Genomic DNA, 20,846 nt, shown 5'->3' on the forward strand with positions numbered 1-20,846 from the left:
GGAGGGCCAGTTCACACCGTGAACTGGTCCTCCTTCTCTTAGTCCAACCCCTGCTAGCCGACCGGCGGGATACGGCGTTCCCGGATCAACTGTGCGTACCACTGCGAGCTGTCCTTGGGCGTCCGCTCGAGGGTGTCGTAGTCGACGTGCACAATGCCAAAGCGCTTGGAGTAGCCGTAGCCCCACTCGAAGTTGTCCATCAGCGACCAGACCTGGTAGCCGCGCAGGTCCACTCCGCGGGCCATCGCGCGGTGCGCGGCGGTGAAGTGGCGCCGCAGGTAGTCGATGCGGTCCACGTCCTGAACCCGTCGGGCGCCGTCAGCGTTGACTTCCATAGTGTCCTGGAAAGCGGCACCGTTCTCGGTGACCATCAGGGGCAGCTCGGGCCAGCCTTCGTGCAGTGACACCAGGAGGTCCTCGAGTCCGGACGGGTCGATGTTCCAACCCATCTCCGTGTAGGGACCGGGCTGCTGGAGAAACTCGACCATGTCCGCACCCGGCCACGCGGTGCCGGCTGACGGCTTGTGACCGTCGGCGTTTTCCTTGTCGCCCTCGCCGTCCCACAAACGCACGCGGTTGGTCGAGTAGTAGTTGACCCCCAGCAGGTCGAGGGGCTGATGGATCAGCTCGAGGTCGCCGTCCTGAATGAAAGACCAATCGGTGATCGCCGCGGTGTCTTCGAGGACATCCTCGGGGTAGGTGCCGTTCAACAGCGGATCCAGGAAAAGCCGGTTGGCGAGGCCATCAACGCGGCGTACGGCCTCGGGGCCGGTCTCGCCATCGGCGCGGAACACATGCAGGTTGAGGGTGACGGCGAAGTCGGGATCATTGGTCACGACCTCCCGAAGAGCGGACACCGCCAGGCCGTGGGCGAGGTTGAGGTGGTGCACCGCGGCGAGCGCAGCGGCCGGTTCTGTGAGGCCCGGCGCGTGGGCGCCCGATCCGTAGCCGAGGTACGCGCTGCACCACGGCTCATTCAATGTGGTCCACAGCGCGACCCGGTCACCGAGGCGTTCACCGACGATGCGCGCATAGTCGCCGAAGGCGAGGGCTGTCGCCCGGTTGGTCCAGCCGCCGTCGTCCTCCAATGCCTGCGGAAGATCCCAGTGATAGAGCGTGACGATCGGTTTGATGTCGCGGGCGAGGAGACCGTCCACCAGCCGTTCGTAGAAAGCTAGTCCGGCCTCATTGGCCGGGCCGCGTCCGGTGGGCTGGATCCGGGGCCAGGCGATGGAGAAGCGGTAGGACTCCAGGCCGAGGTCCTTCATGAGGTCAAGGTCGGAGTCGAGCCGGTTGTAGTGGTCGCAGGCCACATCGCCGGTGTCACCGTTCCAGACCTTGCCCTCGGTGTGGCTGAAGGTGTCCCAGATCGAGGGGCCGCGGCCGTCGGCGTCGTGGGCGCCCTCGATCTGGTAGGAGGCAGTGGCTGAACCGAAGACGAACCCCGCTGGGAATTCGAGGCCGGTGTCGCGGTAGTCGGGGCTTCCCGCGACGTGGGTGCGTGTCTCTTCGAGATGCTGGGTCATGGCGTGAGGACTGCCTTTCCGTTGATGGACGTGAGGGTGGTTCCATTCGGCGCAAGTCGCGCGCCGAACGGTTCATTACTGCTGCTGGTGACTGTGACCGTGCCGTCCGTGCGCTCGATCGTGAAGGTGAGGTCCTCACCGAGCGGATTGGTCACCCGCACGGTGTCCGAGCGCAGCTCGCCGGGGTACACCGTGACCAGCGGATCGACGGCGTAGTCGTAGTCGGGGCGGTCCTTTCGGGACCCGGTGACCAGCACGCTGCCCTCACGGACCCACAGCGGGATGCTGTTGAAGTCGTGTCGTTCAGCACGCCAGGAGCCGCCGGTTGCAAGCTCCCCCGTCAGGTAGTTCGTCCAGGTTCCGGCCGGGAGGTAGTACGCGACGTCACCGGTGTCGCAGAAGACGGGAGCGACGAGCAGGCTGTCGCCGATCATGTACTGGCGGTCGAGGTAGTCCACCGCGGGATCGTCGGTGAATTCCAGTTGGAGCGGCCGCATGAAAGGAAGCCCGTGTTCATGCGCCTGCTGACCCACCGCGTAGAAGTAGGGCATGAGCTGCATCTTCAGGTGGGCGAACTGACGCGTGATGTCGACGGCGCTCAAGCCCTCCGGTTCGTCCCCCGTATCGAACGCCCACGGAACCCGGTAGCTCGTGGACCCGTGCAGCCGGGAATGGCTGGAGAGAAGCCCGAAGGCCACCCACCGTTTGAACACGGCGGGGTCCGGGTTACCTTCAAATCCGCCGATGTCGTGGCTCCAGAACCCGAACCCGCTGAGAGCCAGTGACAGGCCGCCGCGCAGCGTCTCGGCCATGGACTCGAACGACGACGAGTTGTCACCTCCCCAGTGGACCGGCATCTGCTGCCCGCCGGCGGTGGCAGAACGGGCGAAGAGGACGGCGTTGCCCTTGCCGTGCTGCTCCTCCAGGACTTCGAACACGGCCTTGTTGTAGAGCTGCGTGTACCAGTTGTGCATGGCCGGGGCCGATGAGCCGTCATGCCAGACAACCTCGGTGGGGATGCGCTCGCCGAAGTCGGTCTTGATCGAATCCACGCCCTGGCCGATCAGGTGGCGCAGCTTGTCCTGGTACCACGCGGTAGCGTCCGGGTTGGTGAAGTCCACCAGCCCCATCCCTGCCTGCCACATGTCCCACTGCCACACGTCGCCGTCGGGCTTTCGGACCAGGTAACCGGCCTCTGATGCTTCTTCGAACAGGGCGGAGCGCTGCGCTATGTACGGGTTGATCCACGCGCTGATGCGCAGTTCCTTCTCGTGCAGGCGTTTGAGCATGAGCTCAGGATCCGGAAAGACCCGTTCGTCCCACTCGAAGTCGGTCCAGTTGAATTCGCGCATCCAGAAGCAGTCGAAGTGGAACACGCTCAGCGGCACGTCCCGTTCGGCCATGCCGTCGACGAAGTGGTTGACGGTTGCTTCGTCGTAGTCGGTGGTGAAGCTGGTGCTGAGCCACAGTCCGTAGGACCAGGCCGGCACGCGGGCCGGCCGTCCGGTCAGCTCGGTGTAGCGGCGGAGGATTTCGCCCATGGTGGGCCCGTAAATGACGAAGTACTCGAGCGACTCCCCCGCGACCGAGAACTGCACCTCCTCGACCGACTCCGAACCCACCTCGAAGGACACGTGTTCCGGGTGGTTGACGAACACCCCGTACCCGCGGTTGGTGAGGTAGAACGGGATGCTCTTGTACGACTGCTCGCTCGCGGTGCCGCCGTCGGCGTTCCAGACGTCGACGGTCTGGCCGTTCTTGGTCAGCGGGCCGAACCGCTCCCCCAGTCCGTAGACCAACTCCCCGACACCGAGGGACAGCTTTGCATGCAGGTACGACGACGACGGCGGCCGCCCGGTCGCGCTCACACCGGTGGGACCCACCGGTTCGACCGACACCGATGCATCAGTGCCCAGGGTGACGTACCCGATGGACTTTTTTCCGCCCTTCGTGAGGGTGCGGCCATCGGCCTGGAAGGTGAGATTCCATGGGGCGCCGGGAGCGATGTGTGCCTGTAGGGGTCCGGCTTCGAGAATGCCGCCGGAGGAGTCGGCACTGGCCGTTCCAATGCCTGCTTGGGCACCGACGAGGTCGAATCCCCCGAAGCCTGACGCGCCGCGGTGGTGTTCGACCTTCACACCGACCACGCCCTCCAGGGGACTGGACAGCGTGACGGTGAGCATTGCACGGTTCAGGGTGTCGCCGCGCCGGGTGATGACCCGGGTCGGCGCAGAAACGGTGAGGCGCCCGTCTCCGGCTTCGATGTCGTAGGCCTCCTGCGCGTAGAGCGCGTCGACGCCGGGACGTGTCTCCCAGAATCCGTCGGTGAATTTCACGTGTTCTCCTGCTGTGTTGTTGAAAAGTCGAGCGCGCCGCTTGCCGGGTTCGGACGGACGGTGGTGACGTGGCCATACAAGAGCTCCACCGGCGCAACGTCCTCACCGAGCGCGATCAGCCGTTCGCCGGCGGCGTCGGTTTGCCGCGGAGACAGCCGTGCTTCGGTCAACCGGCCGTCCTGCCACTCAAGGTCCACAGTGATTCCCGGCCGGGCGATGAGGCCATGTACGCTGCCGCTCCGGAACTCGCCTGGAGTGGCCGGCAGCAGCCGGATGACGCCGGAGTGACTCTGCGCGAGCACCTCGGCAAGTGCGCCCACGAATCCCAGGTTCCCGTCGATCTGGAACGGCGGATGGGCGGCGAAGAAGTTGTCATAGAGCCCGCCGGCGTGTGGGCCATTCGCCTCGTCCGCCGGACGGAACATCAGTCGAAGCAGATCGGCGACCTTCCCGCTCTGTCCCAGCCGCGCACGCAGGCAGATTTTCCAGATCAGGGACCAACCGGTGGAGTCGTCCCCACGACGGTCCAAAGAGAGGTTGAGCGCGTCGGAGAGTTCCGGCGTCGGGCCGTTGCCGGGGTAGGCGAAGAACAGGTGGGAGAGGTGTCGGTGCGTCGGCTCGGCTTCTTTCTCCTCTTCGCCCCATTCGAGGATCCTGCCCTCGCGGCCTATGGCCGGTGGTGCAATGCGTGGGAGTGCATGGCTGATCTCTGTCAGGATCGGGTGATCTGCCTGCCCTGCCAAAGGTGCCAGCGCTATCACCGTCTGGAAAAGCTCGGTGATGAGCGTCCGGTCCATGCCGGTGGAGATTCCGACGGCGGTTCTACCCTGGGCGCCGATGTAACAGTTCTCCGGTGACGTGGAGGGGCTGGTCCGAAGGTGCTCGCCGCCGTCGTCAATCAGCCAGTCGCAGGCGAATTCCGCGGCACCGAGGGCCAACGTCCACAGCCGGTGCGTGAACTCGGCAGTGGCCGAGCCGAAGCGGCGCTGCTCGTCGAACTGCCGGACAAGCCATAGTCCTGCCATCGGCCACTGGGACCAACTCGCGTGACCTGCCGTCGGTGAGCTGAAGGCCCAGGCATCGGTGTTGTGATGCGCTACCCAACCGCGTGCACCGTACAGGGTGGCGGCGGTGCTCCGGCCACTTTCGGCCAGCGCTTCCGCGAGGTCCAGGAGCGGCTCGTGGCATTCAGAAAGAGCCGCCGCCTCAACGCCCCAGTAGTTCATCTGAGCATTGATGTTGAGCGTGTAGTTCGAGGACCACGGAGGACGCATGTCTTCGTTCCAGATTCCCTGCAGCGTAGCCGGAAGGGTGCCCGGGCGGGAGGAGGCGACCAGCAGGTAGCGACCGTAGTTGAAGAGCAGGGCAACCAGTGCTGGATCGGCGGTCAGCACTCCGTCCGGGTGCGCGTTGGCTTCGCGCAGCCGGACGTCGGTAGGCACGTCCTCGCGATCGGGCAGGGCGCGGGGGCCCGCGTCCAGGCTGAGCACAACACGGTCGAACAGTTTCCGGTGGGCGGCGGCATGCTGGTCGACCAATACGTCCCAGCCGGTCGAGACCGCCGTGTGTGCACGGCGGCGTGCCGCTTCGGCACAGCTTGCAGCGGACCCTTCCGGTTGCCGGCCGATGCCGGCGAAGGTGGTGTCGGTCGCGACCACCAGCAGCAGCTCGGTAACTCCGTGGAAAACGCTAGCTTCCCCGCTCGTGTGAGCGTCGCCGTCGTGCTGGTACGTCAGGCACACCGCCCCCTCAAGGGGCGTGACGCCGTCGACGTTCTCCTGCAGAGCCGGTTCGCCCGGTTCGTGGCCGGGGGCTACGTCGGCGGGCAGCTTCAGTTCCAGTACGACGTCGTCGCGCCCCTGGGCGCGCCCAGTTTCCTTCAGCGGCGTGGACAGGGAGACGGTGATGTCCACCGGCGCAGCGGACCGTATCCGGTGGACCAGCACTCCCGCAGCGGCGCTGATGAACGTCTCCTGCTCGATGAGCCCCGCGGTTCCCCGGGCGCTGGTCCGGTGGGTAGCGTCGCCGAAGCTGAGCCCGCGCTCCTGCAGGGTGGCGTCGTCGGGCGTACTGATGAGGACGTCAGCGAAGGGCAGGTAGGCCTGCGAATAACCGGCCTGTAGTTGCTCCAGGCTTCGCTCGGCCTGCACCGGCCTGCCATCGGCTATTGATTCGCGGGCATCGGCGAGCGCCCGGGCGGCAGCTCCTGCCGACACCCGGCCCCGCCGGTGCTCGCTCGCTGGGCTGCCGGACCAGGCAGTGCTGTCATTGAGTTGCAGCCGCAGCGCTGGGCCGCCGGCAAGCACCATCGCGCCCAGCCGGCCGTTACCGAGCGGCAAGCCGTCCAGCCACGTTGCCGCGGGCTGCGTGTAGAAGAGATCGTTCACCGGCATTTAGAAGCGGACACCGCCCGCGGCCAGACCTGCACGCCAGAAGCGCTGCAGCGACACGAACACCACGATGATGGGGATGATCGAGACGAGCGCCCCGATCACCACGAGGGTCTGGAGACCCGGGATGGTGATCGCAGCCTGACTCCACCCGCTGAGCCCGACCGTGACCGGCATGAGCCGGGCGTCGCTGATGACCAGGAGCGGGAGCATGAAGTTGTTCCAGCTGCCGATGAACGCGAAGAGCATGATCGTCACCCCACCGGGGCTGAGGAGTTTCAGCGCAATGGAGAAGAACGCCCGCCATTCGCTGGCGCCGTCCAGCCGGGCCGCTTCGAGGAGCTCCTGTGGAACGGACGACTGCGCGTAGACGTAGGCGAGCAGGACCCCGAACGGGTAGGCGAGGCTTGGGATCAGCACACCCCAGATGGTGTTGTTCAACCCGATTTCCACGAGGAGCAGGTACGTGGGCTGGGCGAGTACGGTCTGCGGGATGAGCATGCTGCCGAGCACTGCGGCCAGCACGACGCCGCGCCCCCGGAAGCGGTACATCGCCAGTGCGTAGCCCGAGATGAGGCAGATGAACGTCATCAGTATGGAGCCGATTCCGGAGTAGATGAGCGAGTTGCCCATCCAGCGCCAGAAAATGCCGTTGTCGTACTCGGTCAACGCGCTGAGATTCGACAGCAGGTTGAAGTCCGCGAACCAGAAGCCCGGCGTGGAAAAGAGGTCTGAGGTGCTCTTGGTGGCAGCGACGAGGAGCCAGTAGACGGGTACCAGGAAGTACAGGGTCGTGGCGCCCATGAAGATCCAGGCGGCGATCCTCGCAGCACGGCTGGGGCGTTCCCCCTCGGCGTGGACCTGGGAACGGTCGCGGAGACTGACCTTCTCCGGTGCTGAGGGCGGAGCAAGAACGGGTACTTGCGTCATTGCGCACTACCTCTCTTCCGATTGGACAGGACCGAGACAATCACCGAGAGGACAAAGGTCACGATGCCGATGATGATCGCCATCGCGGATCCGAGGTTGATGTCACCGCCGAGTGTTGTCGCGGAGAACACCGCCATGTTGGGCGTGTAGCTGCCGGAGATGTTGGAGGTGACCGAGCGCATGGTCATCGGCTCGTTGAAGAGCTGCAGCGTCCCGATCACCGAGAAAAGAGTGGTGAGGATCAGTGCCGGCAGGATCATCGGGATCTTGATCTGCAGCGCCATGCGCAGTTCGCTTGCCCCGTCGATGCGGGCGGCTTCATACATTTCCCTCGGAACCGTCTGAAGCGAGGAGAACAGGATGATCATGTTCACGCCGACCACCGACCACACTGCAACGTTCGCGAGTGACCACAGGACGGTGCCGGGTGCCAGAAAGTCGACCGGCACCCCGATGCTCGCCAGCCCTTCGACGATGGGACTGACCTTCGGTTGGTACAGGAACCCCCAGATGAGCGCCGCAACCACTGACGGAACCGCGTAGGGAAGGAACACGCTCAGTTGGAAAAAGCGCTTCCACCGCACCGCGGCAGAGTCGAAGAGCAGGGCAAGGATCAGCGAGAAGCCCAACATGACGGGGACCTGGACGACGCCGAACAGCAGCACTCGCCCGAAGCTCTCCACGAAAGCTGCGTTCGAGAATGCGAGGGCGTATTTGTCGAACCAGACGAACTTCTGCTCGCCACCCCCGCCGAAGCCCAGTCCGCTCCGCTGTGTCTGAAAGAAACTGGTGTAGAGCGCGACGATAATCGGCAGCACCAGGAACACGAGGAACAGGATGATGAAGGGGGCGAGGAAGACATACGGGGCCACTCGTACCCCGCCGCCGCCCTTACGACGACGACGGCGGGACGGGCGGGCAGCAGCGTCGGTTGCACTCTCGTTGCGTACAGTCGCGGCTACGGAACTGCTCATTTGACGCTCAGACCCATATCCGTGAGGTCCTGAACGGTGGATTCCTGAACCTGCGAAAGTGCTTCAGCGAAGGTCAGGTCACCGTTGGCAACCTGGGCGAAAGCGTCCTTCAGAGCGTCCTGGGTCAGGTCGTAGCTGGGTCCCTCAACCCAGGAGTTGGGTACCTTGGTGGCAGCGTCAGCGAATACCTCGTTGATGACCTGCCCGCCGAAGTACTCCTCCTCGGTAAGGAGCGACTCGCTCTCCAGCCCGGCAACCGCGGACGGGAAGAGTCCGCCTTCGCTGATGAGGATCTCGAGTGCTTCGGGCGACGTGTTGAGCCACGTGGTGAATTCCACTGCCTGTTCGACGTGCTCAGTTCCTTCGGGGATGACATCGACGCTTCCGCCGGTGTCACCGGCTGTGTCGAGCCCGTCGAAGGTCGGCGACGGAGCGACGGCCCACTTGCCTGCGAGGTCGCCAGCGCTCTCTTCGAGGAGTCCGGGGAACCAGGCGGCGTAGTTGATGGTTGCGATGCTGTCGGCGTTGACCTCGGCCCAGTATTCGGGCGTCCACATGTCAACGACCTTCACGAGATCTTCATCGAGAAGGGTCTGCCACACCTCGGCGACCTCCTGGCTGGCCTCGCCATCGACGTCGACTGCCCAGGAGTCGGCCTCGATGTTGTACCAGGTGCCCTCGTTCTGCCAGACCGTTTCAACCCACAAACCCGTCTCATTCGGGGAGAACTGCGCGATGTGCAGGTCAGGGTCGGCTTTCTTCAGGGCGCGGGCGGCTTCGAGGTACTCGTCCCAGGTTGTGGGAACCTCGACGCCGTGTTGCTCGAACAGATCGGTGCGGTACATCAGACCGGTGGGTCCGGAGTCCTGCGGAATGGCGTAGACGCCGTCGTTGTAGGAGACGCCCTGCCAGGAGCTGGCGGTGAACTGCTCCTCGAGTCCTTCCGTGTGCTCGCTGATGTCGGTGAGCCTGTTGTTGATGATATGTCCGGGCAGCGAGTGCACGGACATCTGCACGACGTCGGGGGCGGTGCCGGCGTCGATCGCGGCAGGCACCTTGGCGCCGTCGTCGCCTGTCATCCGGAAGAAGTCGATCTGGGTCTCCGGGTTTTCCTCGTTCCAGAGTTCGACGGCGGTTTCAAGCCCGGGTGCCCAGCCCCAGAACTCCAGTGTCACGGGCCCGGACTCCGCCGGAGCGTCTCCGCCGGAGGAGCAGGCGGTGAGCAGTAGCGCTGATGCTGCAGTGAGAGCGAGGGCCGAGAGCGCGCCTCGCCGTTTGGGAGTGTGTGCCATCGTTGGCATCCTTTCGTGGGTGTTTTGTGTAGCTCAGAGGGCGGTGTGCGGTTCGCGCACGATGAGGGCGGCGCCCGGTCCCAGGGTGGTGGGTCCGTTCACCTCGGAGTCGGTGAGGAGGTTGTGGCCGCTGACGTCAACGTCGACGGCCTCCCCGGTGTGGTTGAGCAGGAACAGGTATGCGGAGTCCCCGGCGTAGCGGCGTACCGCCTCGATGCCGTAGCCTGCGGCGGGGTGTTCCGGGGAAACACCGGCGTCGTCGAGAATGCGGTGGAGGTGCGTGCCCAGTGCGTCTTCGCCGAGCCGGGTGGCGAAGTAGTGGGCTGTGCCGTTGTTGTACTCCCGCTTCGTGATGGCGGGACAACCGGTGAGCGGGTATTCAGTGAACTCAGCGATGCTGGTAGCGCCCCTCAGCTCGACGGTCTCGGCCCAGCAGTCGGCGGTGGATCCGTCGCTGAGTTTGAGTGCGGTTTCGGCGAGTTGCGGGTAGTGCTCCTCGACTCGGATACCGAGCAGATCGGCAAATGCTCCGGTGAAGCCGCCAGGGCGCACGTTCAGGTTCTCGTCAGCGCTTCCCGAGAAGTACCAGATCGCGGTGTGCCCGCCCTCGGCCACGAATCGGCGCAGAGCGTCAGCCTCAGCATCCGAGGCGGCCAGCTTCGAGGGAACCAGGACAAGATCGTAATGACTGAGGTCCTGGTCAAGGCGAACGAAGTCGGCGTTGATGCCGAGCAGCCAGAGCGCGCGGTGCACAAACTTCACAGCAGGCAGGAATGCGACGTCGCTGGATGGCAATGCGCGGGTCTCGGTGGACCACCAAGCATCCGCGTCCCACACGATGGCGACCCGGTTCCGGTTAACACGCTGCCCGGCAGCCGGCGGTTCGGCCAGTTCCTCCAGCGCTGTCAGCGTTGTGCCCAGCTGGACGATCTCGCGGAATGTCCGGGAGTCTTCGCCGACGTGCGGGACCATGGGCGAGTGGAAGAGCTCGGCGCCGGCGCGCGGTGACCGCCACTGGAAGAACAGGGAACCGGTGGATCCGCGCGCCAGGTACTGCAGCGTGTTGAACAGCAGCTTGCCGGGCTCGCGGGCGAGGATGCGTCCCTGCCCGTAGTTGTAGACCATGGTGGTGGCCTGCTCCATGAGGACCCACGGGCGGCCGCCGTTGAAGGAGCGGGCGAGGTCACTGCCGAAGGCTACCTGGATGTCACCTTCGATGCCCGCCGTATCCGGGTAGTGGTCGACGGAGACGTCGTCGATCTCGGCAGCGAAATCCCACTGGTCGTAGTGGTTCCAGCTCGGAAGCATGAAGTTGGTGGTGACGGGGACGTCCGCGCGGACGCTTCGCACTATCTCAACCTGCTCACGGAGGCAGTCCCGCAACAGGTCGGCGGAGAATCGCTTGAAGTCGAGCAGGTGTGAGGGGTTCGGCAGGTACTGGGTGGCCTGAGGAGCGAAGATCTCGTTCCATTCGCCGTAGCCCTGGGACCAGAACGCCGTATTCCATGTTGTGTTCAGCTGCGCAAGACTGCCGTACTTGCCGCGGAGCCATTCCCGGAAAGCTGTATCGGTTTCCGGTCCATAGGACACGGTTCCGTACTCGTTGTGGAGGTGCCACATCGTCAGGGCCGGGTGGGAGGAGTACCGCTCAGCAAGCGCTGAAGTCACCCGTCTGGCAGCTTCCCGGTAAGCGGGTGCGGCGGGGTTGTAGGTGTCGCGGCTGCCGTGGATCAGCCGAACTCCATCCGCCGTGACGGGGAGTGCTTCAGGGTGCGCCAGCGAGAACCATGGCGGCGGCGAGGCAGTAGGGGTGGCGAGGACGACGCCGATGCCGTTCTCCGCCATCAGGTCCATGATGCGGTCCAGCCATCCGAACTCATAGTCGCCTTCGCGTGGTTCGATCGAGGACCAGGAGAAAACCCCGATGGTCACGCGGTTCACATGGGCTTCACGCATGAGCCGGACGTCCTCAAGCCACACCGACTCAGGCCACTGTTCGGGGTTGTAGTCGCCTCCGTACACGAGTTGATTCGGCTGTCGAAACGTTTCGCTAGCTGGCATGGAGCAGGCCTCCTTCAGGGGCAGCGGGAATGGTCTAGTTCAGCGCTGAGATGGCGGGGTGTGTTGGCTCAGCGATCGAGCCGCGGGAGATGTAGCGCGGTGCGACGAGTTCCACGTGTGGTTCGGGTGCGCCGTCGAGAGCTTCCATCACCAGAGCCACCGCGCGGTCGCAGGAGTCTGCGGCGACGAGCGGAATGACATCGAGCGCGGGGTGGAAGGACGAAGTGTCAAAGCTGGAGCAGGCTGAAATGATGGACAGGTCGCCAGGGATCGAACGGCCGCTGTCCGCGATGTACGTCAGCGCCCGCGACTGGATGGACTCTTCGCAGTGCATTACGACGGCGCTTACCCCCGCCTTCGGATCGAGTACCTCGTCGACGGCCCGGCGCACGTCTGCGTCACTGCTGCCAGGCATGGCGAAGGTGCTCTGCAGACCGCGTTCGGATGCGTACTCGACGAATGCATTGCGGAACCGGTGCGGGAAGTTTGAGCCGCGTTCGTAGGCGGCTTGCGGGTGGCCGAGAAGGGCGATCGACCGGTGTCCGGCAGCAACGAGCTGGTCGATGGACAGCCGCGCTGCCGCGGCGAAATCGAGATCCACGCAGGTAAGGCCGCTGGCCTCTCCCGGAACGCCGACGACGACGGACGGAACCGCTAGGTCCCGCACCAGCGCGAGGCGCTCATCATCCATGGAAACGTCGAGGAGGATGACTCCGTCGACGAGACGGCTGGACGTTACACGCCGAAGACCATTCGTTGCCTCATCTTCGGTGAGCAGCAGAATGTCATAGTCGTAGCGACGGGCGGCAGTTGCGACCGCCAAGACGAACGCCATATGTGCGGGTGCGTAGGTGTCGACGCGCAACGGAGCACTCAGGGCGAGGATCCGGGTGCGTGCGCCGGCCAACATGCGGCCTGCTGCGTTGGGCAGATATCCGAGTTCTTGTACGGCATCGACAATCCGTCGTCGTGCATCTTCACTGACGGTCCGCTTGCCGCTGAGAGCGTAGGACACGGTACTGATGGACACGCCGGCGACGCGGGCGACGTCGTGGATGTTGGCCATCAGGACTCCTATGTCGGATCGCGGGAGAGCAAAAGGAACTGTTCCGCGGTTGTCGAAACGTTTAGCGAAACGCTTCGACAAACTCTACGGCGGCGGAATGTGATGTGCAATACCCTGCCGGAGTTTTGTTCGGACTTGGTTCACCATGGCGCCCTTTGCGAGAATGCAACGGCAGGAACAACCGATCTAGGGGAATGGACATGCTGCTCACCATCACGGTTTGCGCTGCCACGGAAAGCGAGGCGGCCGCTTCGGCCTGCTGTGAGGAAGGCTTCTAGGCCCTCCCCCTGCTTGACTGTTCGGGGGTCGAGGGCTGCATCTACATGCCCTCTTTCACTACCTTCCTGCAAAGGCGATCCCCTCATGCACCCGATCAGCGACCGCGAAATCCGGTCATCATTCATCAACGCCTCCCGATCCGAAACGGCCAAGCTCAACCTCCCGCCGCACTTTGAAACGCTCGACTGGAACAACCTCGACTTCCTCGGGTGGCGTGACGAAAAGATGCCGCTTCGTGCGTATCTCGTTATTCCTACGGAACGCGGACTCACCGGCATTCTCTTGCGCGCACCCGAAGGCGGAGCGAAGAAGAACCGGTCGGTTCTCTGCGAGATGTGCCGCGACGTCTTCTCAAAGGAAGACGTACTCCTCTGGGTTGCGAAGCGTGCCGGCCAGGCAGGCCGTAATGGAAACACCGTAGGCACCCTCATCTGTGCCGACTTCATCTGTTCTGCGAACGTACGGAAAGCACCGCCGGCGAACGAGATCAACCCTGATCCCGCCGTCGTGGTGAAGCGTCAGATAGAGGAACTCAACCTCCGGATCCGCAAGTTCCTCGCGCGGGTGGCGGAATAGTCGGTGGCGCGTGGAAGGATTTTGGAATGGCAACGAACTCCAGAATTGCACCGATTGAGCGCGCTACCAACCGATCGTGGGAGGCCTGGCTTGCATTCATGGACGCCTCCGATGCGGTTGGCTTGAGCCATAAGGACATCGCGTCCAAGGTGCACCAGGAGCTTGAGGGCACCATGGATCAGGCCGGCTGGTGGGCCCAATCGGTTGCGGTCGCCTACGAGCATCACATCGGGCGGCGCATTCCCGGCCAACGTTCCGACGGCACCTTTCAGCTGAGTGTGAGCAGGTCCACCGCGCTCGGGCTGGAGGAGCTGATGGCCCGGTGGTCGGATTTCGCATCCACCAGTTCCGCTGTGCAGGAGCTTCTGGCTGCAGCTGCACGGGTCAGCGGAACCGATCTCCGGATGACATGGCGCGCCAAGGCTGCGGACGGTTCGTCTGTGGTCGTTACCAGCGAGTTGAAGAAGAACGGCACCGCGTCGATCGTTGCGACACAAATGGGGCTTCCCACACCCGAAGCGAACGACGCCGCGCGGCAGCAGTGGGTTGAAGTGCTCACCGACTTCCTGCAGCGGCTCTAGCCGGTCTGCTGCAATATCTTCGCCAGAAGGGCGGGATCAACCGATCCGCCGGAGACGACGGCGGCCACCGTGCCGCCGTCGTTCTGGCTGGAAACGAGGTCGTGCATCCAGGCTGCGGTAGCGACTGCACCGGACGGCTCCACCACAAGCCTGCCGGCGAGGGTGAGGTGCCGCATTGCAGCGAAGATCTGTTCTTCAGTGACGGTGATGATGTCATCCACGTAGCGCTTAACATGTTCCCACGGGTGTACGCCGAGGGCCGGGGTGCGTAAGCCGTCGGCGATGGTGCGGTAGGTCAGGTCCTGCTCCCACGTGATGCGCCGGCCTTCACGGAAACTTTCGGCGGCGTCAGCTGCCAGCTCCGGTTCGACACCGACTACGCGGGCTTCAGGCTTAAGTGCTTTCACCGCCGTCGCTATACCGGAGATAAGCCCGCCGCCGGAGATCGGGACGAGGACGGTGTCGACGTCGGGCAGTTGTTGCACGATCTCGAGGCCGACTGTCCCCTGTCCGGCGATGATGCGTGGGTCGTCGTAGGGCGGAATGTGAATATACCCGTGCTGGGCTACGAGTTCGTGGGCTCGGACGTCGCGCAGACGGGACGGCACTACCTGGACTTCGGCGCCGAGTGCGCGGACGGCGTCGATCTTTGTCCGTGGAGCTGCGTCGGGCATCACGATGATCGCTCGCAGACCGAGTCGGTGTGCGACCCAGGCCACGGCCCGGGCGTGATTGCCGGAGGATTGGGCGACGATACCGTGTTCGCGAGCCTGGTCGAGCACTTGGGCGATGGTGTTGTAGGCGCCGCGCAGTTTGAAGGCGCTGGTGGGTTGCAGCGATTCGGCTTTGCAACGGAGGAGGTCATCCGGGCGTCGCGGGTGTGGCAACTGGATGATTGGTGTTCGCAGAACCAGGTCGCTGATCCGTTCCGCGGCGGCTTCAATGTCGCCGAGGGTGACGAGAGTGGTTTCAGCGGCTTCACGGGTTACGGCTTCACGGGTCACGGCTTCACTGGCATCCATGAGCTGATCCTAGCGACCTCCGTCCTTCACGTCCCTACAGCAGGACCGCCAGTGCGATAAGGATCCAGGCTGGCAGGGCTATCCCGGACAGGACAGTCTGGGCGGCGGTGATCTGTGCCATGAGGGCGGCGTCGCCTCCGAGTCGTCGGGCGAAGACGTAGGAGCTGGTGGCGGTCGGGAGCGCCTGGAAGACTACGCAGACGACGGCGGCCGGTCCGCTGAATCCGATGAGCAGACACAGTCCCAGTGTTGCGGCGGGCACCGGAAGGAAGCGCAACAGGATGGCGGCCAGGACCGGCCGGAGGGATTCACGTGGGAAGAGTCGTCCGTGGAGGCCGGCGCCGACGCAGATCAGTCCAATCGGCAGGGCGGCTCCGCCGAGCAGCCCCAGGACAGCTGCGAGAAGCTGTACGACGCCGGCCGGTATCGGCATCTCGAGCACGCTGGAGACTGCTGGTACTGACCCGATCAGGTTTGCGGCGAGACCGACAAGGCAAGCCAGGATGAGCGGGTTGAGGAACACTGCGCGGAGTAGGGCCCTCCCCCGCAGTTTGTGATGTCCGTGATGTGCGAGTGCGACAGTCGATGCCAGGTTCACCAGTGGTATCAGGACTGCGGTAGCGAGGGCAGCGATGGCGATGCCGTCGGAGCCGAAGAGGGCCGCTGCCGTCGTAACTCCAATGTACGTGTTGAAGCGGACGATGCCTTGAAAGACGGACGTGAAGGCCGGACCGTTGTGGCCGGCCGCGGGGCGGCGCAGTCCGTAGGCGAGTAGCGATGAGAACAGCGCGGATGATGCCAGCACCAGGACGATTGGACCTGGTTCGAGAAGGGCGAAGTCGGCTTCGGCGAGGCCGGTGACGAGCAGGGACGGGAGGAGTACGAAGTAGACGAGCTTTTCGAGTCCTGACCAGAAGTCGGCGGCGGTGATGAATTTGTGCCGGAAGACAGAGCCCATCCCGATGAGGATGACCGCGCCCAAGAGCGCAATGACCACGCTTAGGTCCACAACGCCACGTCCGATCGTGGTGTCGTCGGGATGCCGTCAATGGCGTTGGTGATCACTTGGTTGATCGTAGCAACTGTCGGTCGCGCCAGGCACCGGTAGACCAGAGCGCCCACAGCACAAGCACGGGCTGAAAGAAGAGGCGGATGAACCTAGCTCGGTCGGTCGTCAGGCCAAAGGCATCAACGCCCTCTACGTACTGGGCAATATTGCCGGGAAAGATCACAAGGAAGAAGGCCGCTGCCAGCCAGCCGACAAGAACCCTGCGCCGCTTTAGGACGATCAGCGCTACCCCGAGGGCCAGTTCGATGACACCGGAACCCACAACGACGGCGTCGGCATACAGCGGAAGCCAGGAGGGAACCTGTGCGGTGAACTCCGAACGCGCAGCAGTGAGGTGGGCCGTTCCCGCCGTGATGAGGAACAGCCCCAGGAGGACTCGCGCAAGGGACCGGCCGATCGATGTCCGGGGTTCATTTCCGTTAGCCGCCACCTGGCTTAGCGTAGCGGGCAAGGCACGCTTGCTGGCTTAGCGTAGCGGGCAAGGCACGCTTGATCCTCGTCCAGGATGCGCGCAGCACACTTCGAAATCTCAGAACGGTGGCGGCACCTGCGCACGGTGAACGAACGGTTCGCGCAGCGTCGTGTAGGTCTTCCCAGCGAACGATGTGGAAAGCATCGTGCCCTCGTGTGGTTGACTGTGCCTCCAGAAGCCCATGGTCTTGAACATGTGGTGCTTCTTACACAGGGCAGCAAGGTTGGCGGCACGGGTTTCTCCGCCCTGCGACCAGGGAATGGTGTGGTCGATCTCGCATGACGAAGCCACCCGACTACACCCCGGATGCCGACACGTCTTGTCCCGCACCCTCACCCAATCCTGCAGGTCCTTCGGCGGCTTGTACCTGGTCCTGCCGAGTGACATCACCGCTCCGCTTTCCGGATGAGTGAGTAGCCGGGTGAACGACGGCGCATGTCCGGCCAATTTCCGCGCTGTGTCTGGATCGATAGGCCCATAGCCATCCAGCTCGGCAGGTTCGTCTCCCCCGAGCAGAGTCATCACCGGCACAGTGACGAAGACACTTGCCACAACGCCCCGGTAGCCCTGAACCGCTGATCCGGACCCTGCCGCAGGAAGGGGCACCGAACTCGCACCAGATACAGTGCATGGGCCACATTCGGCGGTGGTCGGATCTGAAGTACAGGTATGCGTCAGCAGGTCCGCAAAGACATCTGCGCGCAACTGGCTGAGCGTGCGCTGCTCCTCAGGTGATTGCAGGGCTCTCGCCGTAGCGTCGAGGCGATGTGCAATGCCGTATGCGGTCTCGGCCGGCAGATAGGCGCTGAGCCAGGCCATTCCGTCGCGATCAGGGTCAACTGTCACGGCACGCTCACGAACCTTCTTCTCCCGGCGCACAGCCAGCGCCTCCGGATGCAGCTTCTCGCGCAGCCGACGGGCACGATTAGCCAACTTAGCGACGGTCGTCCCCCGAGCAATCCCGAGCAATTGCTCTTCAAAGTCCGGTATCTCTTCCTCGGGGACGCCGCAGCACTCCTGCGCCACCGCTATTGCGTGCCTGCGCGAGATCCTGCCAAGCTGGAGCGCCTCTACTGTGGCAGGGAAGAAGTTCACCAACAGCTTCGACTGCTCGATGAGCCGCCCGGCGGAACCATCCGGAATGTGCAGCACCGCACCGATCTCCGCTGCCGCAACAGTTTCTGCGTACTCCTCTGCGACGGGACCCCCATAACCCTGCTCAAGAAGCGACCTAACGGAAAGTTCCGAGATGCGGGTCAACAGCTTGGCTTCCTGCGCGTCAACCCACGAACGCAAGGATGCAAGTTCACCCAGACACTCCAGCGATGCCTCGAGGTCACGATTGGTGACGGGGAAGTGCGACAGCTGGCCCGCCAACGGACCCATTGCTGAGTCCGACGCCCAGAGCGCCGTCTCCTCCGAGACCCAACTGGCTCGATTCCCCGTCATGAACCCATTCGATCATCCGGGTCTGACATTTCTGCGCGGTCGACAGACACCCTGCGCGGTCGGCAAACACTTCGCGTCGAACGCAGGGACGCGGCAGGACCTAGCGCACGGAAGCGAACATTTTCCCCTCAGGATCAAGTTTCTTGAGCAGTTGGGCAGCAATGTCAGACAGCTGCGAAACCTGCTCGGGAGTGAGCTGATCGAACACCAGGCTCCGCACATTCTCGACATGGCCGGGTGCTGACTTCACTACCTTGTCCCATCCCGCCCCCGTGAGCGTAACGTTCTTGGCCCGGCGGTCTTCACTGCATTCGCTTCGTTCCACGAGTGTCTTCTTCTCTAACCCGGTCAGCACACGGGATATTCGCGGCAGCGTTGCGTTGGTCATGGACGCCAGACTCGTAATGCGCAACGTTCGGTTGGGAGCTTCAGAAAGAGAGGCCAACACAAAGTACTCGAAGTGCGTGAGGTCCTCGTCCCGCACCAACTGCCCGTCCAATGCTGCGGGCAGCAACTCCAGGACGGCCGCAGTGCGAGTCCATACTGCCTGTTCGTCTTTACTGAGCCATCGCGTCATATCGTCATCCTATACGAATACTTGCATCTACAACTAACCGCTGTTACCGTTTTAGTTGTACCCGCAAGTGATTCATCCCAAAGGAGCTCCACATGACCTCGTTCACCATCTTCGGCAAGGGCAATATGGGCGGCGCTATCGCAGGCGTTGTTGCAGCAGGCGGCTCATCCGTCGAGCACATTGACACTTCCAGCAACGGCGCAACCGTCAACGGCGACGTCGTCGTTCTTGCTGTCCCCTACCCGGCACTCAAGGACATCGTGGCCCAGTACGGCGAGCAGCTCGCCGGCAAGATCGTCGTCGACATCACCAACCCGCTGAACTTCGAAACCTTCGATTCGCTCGTGGTCCCTGCAGAAAGCTCCGCCGCCGCGGAACTTGCGTCAGCACTCCCATCGTCAAAGGTTCTCAAGGCCTTCAACACCAACTTCGCCGCTACCCTCGGCTCCAAGTCCGTCGGCCAGAACCAGACCACCGTCTTCATCGCCGGTGACGACACCGAGGCCAAGAACACCCTCGCCGACGCGGTCAAAGCCGGCGGAGTGGACGCCGTCGACGCCGGCTCCCTCGCCCGCGCACGCGAGCTCGAAGGCCTCGGCTTCCTGCAGCTCACCCTCGCCGCCGGCGAAAAGACCCAGTGGACCACCGGCTTCGCTCTCGTCCGCTAATTCACCAGAAGTACGACGCCGGCACACGGCTTGCGCCGGCGTCGTGAGTTTCAGCGCCTCCCGGCGCCTGCCGCGCAGACATGCCCCAACCGCTCACGACAGCACCCCGAGACCCAGAAACGGATCCCATGAATAACACCGCATTGACCACCACTGCCCGCACCATACTTCGCGTCGTCGTCGGTTTCCTCTTCGCCGCCCACGGCTGGCAGAAGTACAACGAGTGGACCATCGCCGGCACCACCGCCGCCTTCGGCGACATGGGCATTCCCATGGCCGAGGTTGCCGCTCCCCTGATCGCCACCCTTGAACTGGTTGGTGGAATTGCACTGATCCTGGGCCTCCTCACCCGCCCGGTCGCTGCCCTCCTGACCCTCGACATGCTTGGCGCGCTGATCCTGGTGCACCTTTCCGCGGGTGTCTTCGTGGCGGACGGCGGTTATGAACTGGTGCTGCTGCTCGGCGCTGCGGCACTGGCCCTTGCGCTGGTCGGCCCGGGACGCGCCTCCGCCGACTATGCCCTGTTCGGTCGCCGGAACTCGCAGGTGAGCGCACTCGCCTGACAACTGCGTGAAGGAAAAGGGAGGGAGCAGTTCAACCCGGCTCCCTCCCTTTTTCGTGCTCCCACGCCTAGCATGAGTCATGGCTGACGTAGCCCAGGTTCCTCATCCGATCGACGGCGTCGAACACCACTTCGTGCAGCTTCCGGGGCTGCGCATGCATGTGGCGGAAGCTGGACGCGGAGATCCCGTGCTCTTGCTCCACGGATTCCCACAGCACTGGTGGGAATGGCGAGAGGTGATCCCCGAACTCTCCGCGCACTACCGCGTAATCTGCCCCGACCTGCGCGGCGCGGGCTGGACCGATGCACCGCCGGACGGCTACACCCGGGATCAACTGCTGGCCGACGTCGTCAATCTCCTTGACGCGCTGGAACTGGACCGGGCTCATCTGATCGCGCACGACTGGGGAGCCCTTCTCGGTTTCCAGCTCTGCCTGCAACATCCCGAGCGGGTACGGAGCTTCCTGTCCCTGGCAGTTCCCCATCCCTACATGCGATTCAACCGCCGCATGATCCCCTCCCTGCTCAACACCTCCTACCAGCTGCCGATCGTTGCGCCCGGCATCGGTCCTCGTGCATTGAGTGACGGAAATCAGTGGCTGCCTCGCACACTTCTGCGAACTGCCGCCGCCAAGCCGAAGGTCTCGAGTGACAGCGATGTCGAATACTTCCTGGCACCCCTTCGCGATCGAGCTCAGGGACGGGCGGGGTCGCAGCTGTATCGTCACTTCATTCAGCCGCAAGCCAAGGCGATCATGACCGGCGCATACCGGAACCAGCGATTGGCCACACCAACGCATCTGCTGGTAGGAGCCGCCGATCCCCTTGTGAAGGAACACTTCCTGGGCGGCTTCGAAGAATATGCCGACGACCTGACGACCGAAACCGTCGACCGCGCCGGCCATTGGATCCCCGAAGAACGTCCCGACGTCGTCATCCAGAGAGCGCTGGAGTTGTTGGCCGGGAACAAGTCATAGGAATTCAAGAGGAGACCCCACCGAAATTAATATTGTTGA

General features: G+C 63.8%; 18 protein-coding genes. 5 read left to right on the forward strand and 13 right to left on the reverse strand.

Features of this window, described 5'->3' with window-relative positions:
* Nucleotides 1-53: 53 nt before the first annotated feature.
* From AC5RU3_RS12935 to AC5RU3_RS12970, 8 genes are read right to left on the reverse strand one after another with little or no spacing between them, the layout of a single operon-like run.
* Complete coding sequence (locus AC5RU3_RS12935; RefSeq protein ID WP_493965792.1) at nucleotides 54-1,526, reverse strand: GH1 family beta-glucosidase; 1,473 nt, start codon at nucleotides 1,524-1,526, stop codon at nucleotides 54-56.
* A complete protein-coding gene (gene yicI, locus AC5RU3_RS12940) occupies nucleotides 1,523-3,862 on the reverse strand; it encodes an alpha-xylosidase (protein ID WP_493965793.1) in 2,340 nt (779 codons plus the stop codon). The genes AC5RU3_RS12935 and yicI overlap by 4 nt, the downstream gene beginning before the upstream one ends.
* The gene (locus AC5RU3_RS12945; protein ID WP_493965794.1) at nucleotides 3,859-6,255 is read right to left on the reverse strand and encodes a glycosyl hydrolase family 95 catalytic domain-containing protein; all 2,397 of its coding nucleotides are present in this window, start codon (nucleotides 6,253-6,255) and stop codon (nucleotides 3,859-3,861) included. Before AC5RU3_RS12945 ends, yicI begins: the two co-directional genes overlap by 4 nt.
* A complete protein-coding gene (locus tag AC5RU3_RS12950) occupies nucleotides 6,256-7,182 on the reverse strand; it encodes a carbohydrate ABC transporter permease (RefSeq protein ID WP_493965795.1) in 927 nt (308 codons plus the stop codon).
* A complete protein-coding gene (locus AC5RU3_RS12955) occupies nucleotides 7,179-8,156 on the reverse strand; it encodes a carbohydrate ABC transporter permease (RefSeq protein ID WP_493965796.1) in 978 nt (325 codons plus the stop codon). Before AC5RU3_RS12955 ends, AC5RU3_RS12950 begins: the two co-directional genes overlap by 4 nt.
* Nucleotides 8,153-9,448, reverse strand: coding sequence for an ABC transporter substrate-binding protein (locus tag AC5RU3_RS12960; protein ID WP_493965797.1), 1,296 nt, complete (start codon nucleotides 9,446-9,448; stop codon nucleotides 8,153-8,155). Before AC5RU3_RS12960 ends, AC5RU3_RS12955 begins: the two co-directional genes overlap by 4 nt.
* Before the next feature lie 33 nt (nucleotides 9,449-9,481).
* Nucleotides 9,482-11,509, reverse strand: a complete 2,028-nt coding sequence (locus AC5RU3_RS12965; RefSeq protein ID WP_493965798.1) for a beta-galactosidase — start codon at nucleotides 11,507-11,509, stop codon at nucleotides 9,482-9,484.
* 34 nt (nucleotides 11,510-11,543) lie between these two features.
* Nucleotides 11,544-12,575 (reverse strand): LacI family DNA-binding transcriptional regulator, encoded by a 1,032-nt coding sequence (locus tag AC5RU3_RS12970; protein ID WP_493965799.1) that lies wholly within the window; start codon nucleotides 12,573-12,575, stop codon nucleotides 11,544-11,546.
* A gap of 363 nt (nucleotides 12,576-12,938) precedes the next feature.
* Between AC5RU3_RS12970 and AC5RU3_RS12975 the strand changes: the two genes are divergently transcribed.
* The gene (locus AC5RU3_RS12975; RefSeq protein WP_493965800.1) at nucleotides 12,939-13,430 is read left to right on the forward strand and encodes an FBP domain-containing protein; all 492 of its coding nucleotides are present in this window, start codon (nucleotides 12,939-12,941) and stop codon (nucleotides 13,428-13,430) included.
* Between the two features lie 26 nt (nucleotides 13,431-13,456).
* A complete protein-coding gene (locus AC5RU3_RS12980; RefSeq protein WP_493965801.1) occupies nucleotides 13,457-14,011 on the forward strand; it encodes a hypothetical protein in 555 nt (184 codons plus the stop codon).
* Here the strand turns inward: AC5RU3_RS12980 and AC5RU3_RS12985 are convergent.
* The 5 genes from AC5RU3_RS12985 to AC5RU3_RS13005 form a co-directional block, all read right to left on the reverse strand.
* Complete coding sequence (locus AC5RU3_RS12985) at nucleotides 14,008-15,033, reverse strand: threonine ammonia-lyase (protein ID WP_493965802.1); 1,026 nt, start codon at nucleotides 15,031-15,033, stop codon at nucleotides 14,008-14,010. The genes AC5RU3_RS12980 and AC5RU3_RS12985 overlap by 4 nt on opposite strands.
* Nucleotides 15,034-15,067: 34 nt before the next feature.
* The gene (locus tag AC5RU3_RS12990; RefSeq protein ID WP_493965803.1) at nucleotides 15,068-16,030 is read right to left on the reverse strand and encodes an AEC family transporter; all 963 of its coding nucleotides are present in this window, start codon (nucleotides 16,028-16,030) and stop codon (nucleotides 15,068-15,070) included.
* Between the two features lie 64 nt (nucleotides 16,031-16,094).
* Entirely contained in the window at nucleotides 16,095-16,532 is a 438-nt protein-coding gene (locus AC5RU3_RS12995; RefSeq protein WP_493965804.1) for a DoxX family protein, read from the reverse strand.
* Between the two features lie 99 nt (nucleotides 16,533-16,631).
* A complete protein-coding gene (locus tag AC5RU3_RS13000) occupies nucleotides 16,632-18,023 on the reverse strand; it encodes an HNH endonuclease (RefSeq protein ID WP_493965805.1) in 1,392 nt (463 codons plus the stop codon).
* Between the two features lie 100 nt (nucleotides 18,024-18,123).
* Entirely contained in the window at nucleotides 18,124-18,600 is a 477-nt protein-coding gene (locus tag AC5RU3_RS13005; protein WP_493965806.1) for a MarR family winged helix-turn-helix transcriptional regulator, read from the reverse strand.
* Nucleotides 18,601-18,692: 92 nt separating this feature from the next.
* Between AC5RU3_RS13005 and AC5RU3_RS13010 the strand changes: the two genes are divergently transcribed.
* The 3 genes from AC5RU3_RS13010 (at nucleotide 18,693) to AC5RU3_RS13020 (ending at nucleotide 20,807) form a co-directional block, all read left to right on the forward strand.
* Complete coding sequence (locus AC5RU3_RS13010) at nucleotides 18,693-19,268, forward strand: NADPH-dependent F420 reductase (RefSeq protein WP_309124665.1); 576 nt, start codon at nucleotides 18,693-18,695, stop codon at nucleotides 19,266-19,268.
* 128 nt (nucleotides 19,269-19,396) lie between these two features.
* The gene (locus AC5RU3_RS13015) at nucleotides 19,397-19,831 is read left to right on the forward strand and encodes a DoxX family protein (RefSeq protein ID WP_493965807.1); all 435 of its coding nucleotides are present in this window, start codon (nucleotides 19,397-19,399) and stop codon (nucleotides 19,829-19,831) included.
* A 79-nt stretch (nucleotides 19,832-19,910) separates the two neighbouring features.
* Nucleotides 19,911-20,807 (forward strand): alpha/beta fold hydrolase, encoded by an 897-nt coding sequence (locus tag AC5RU3_RS13020; RefSeq protein ID WP_493965808.1) that lies wholly within the window; start codon nucleotides 19,911-19,913, stop codon nucleotides 20,805-20,807.
* Nucleotides 20,808-20,846 lie beyond the last annotated feature (39 nt).

Source organism: Arthrobacter sp. MDB1-55 (genome assembly GCF_059092925.1).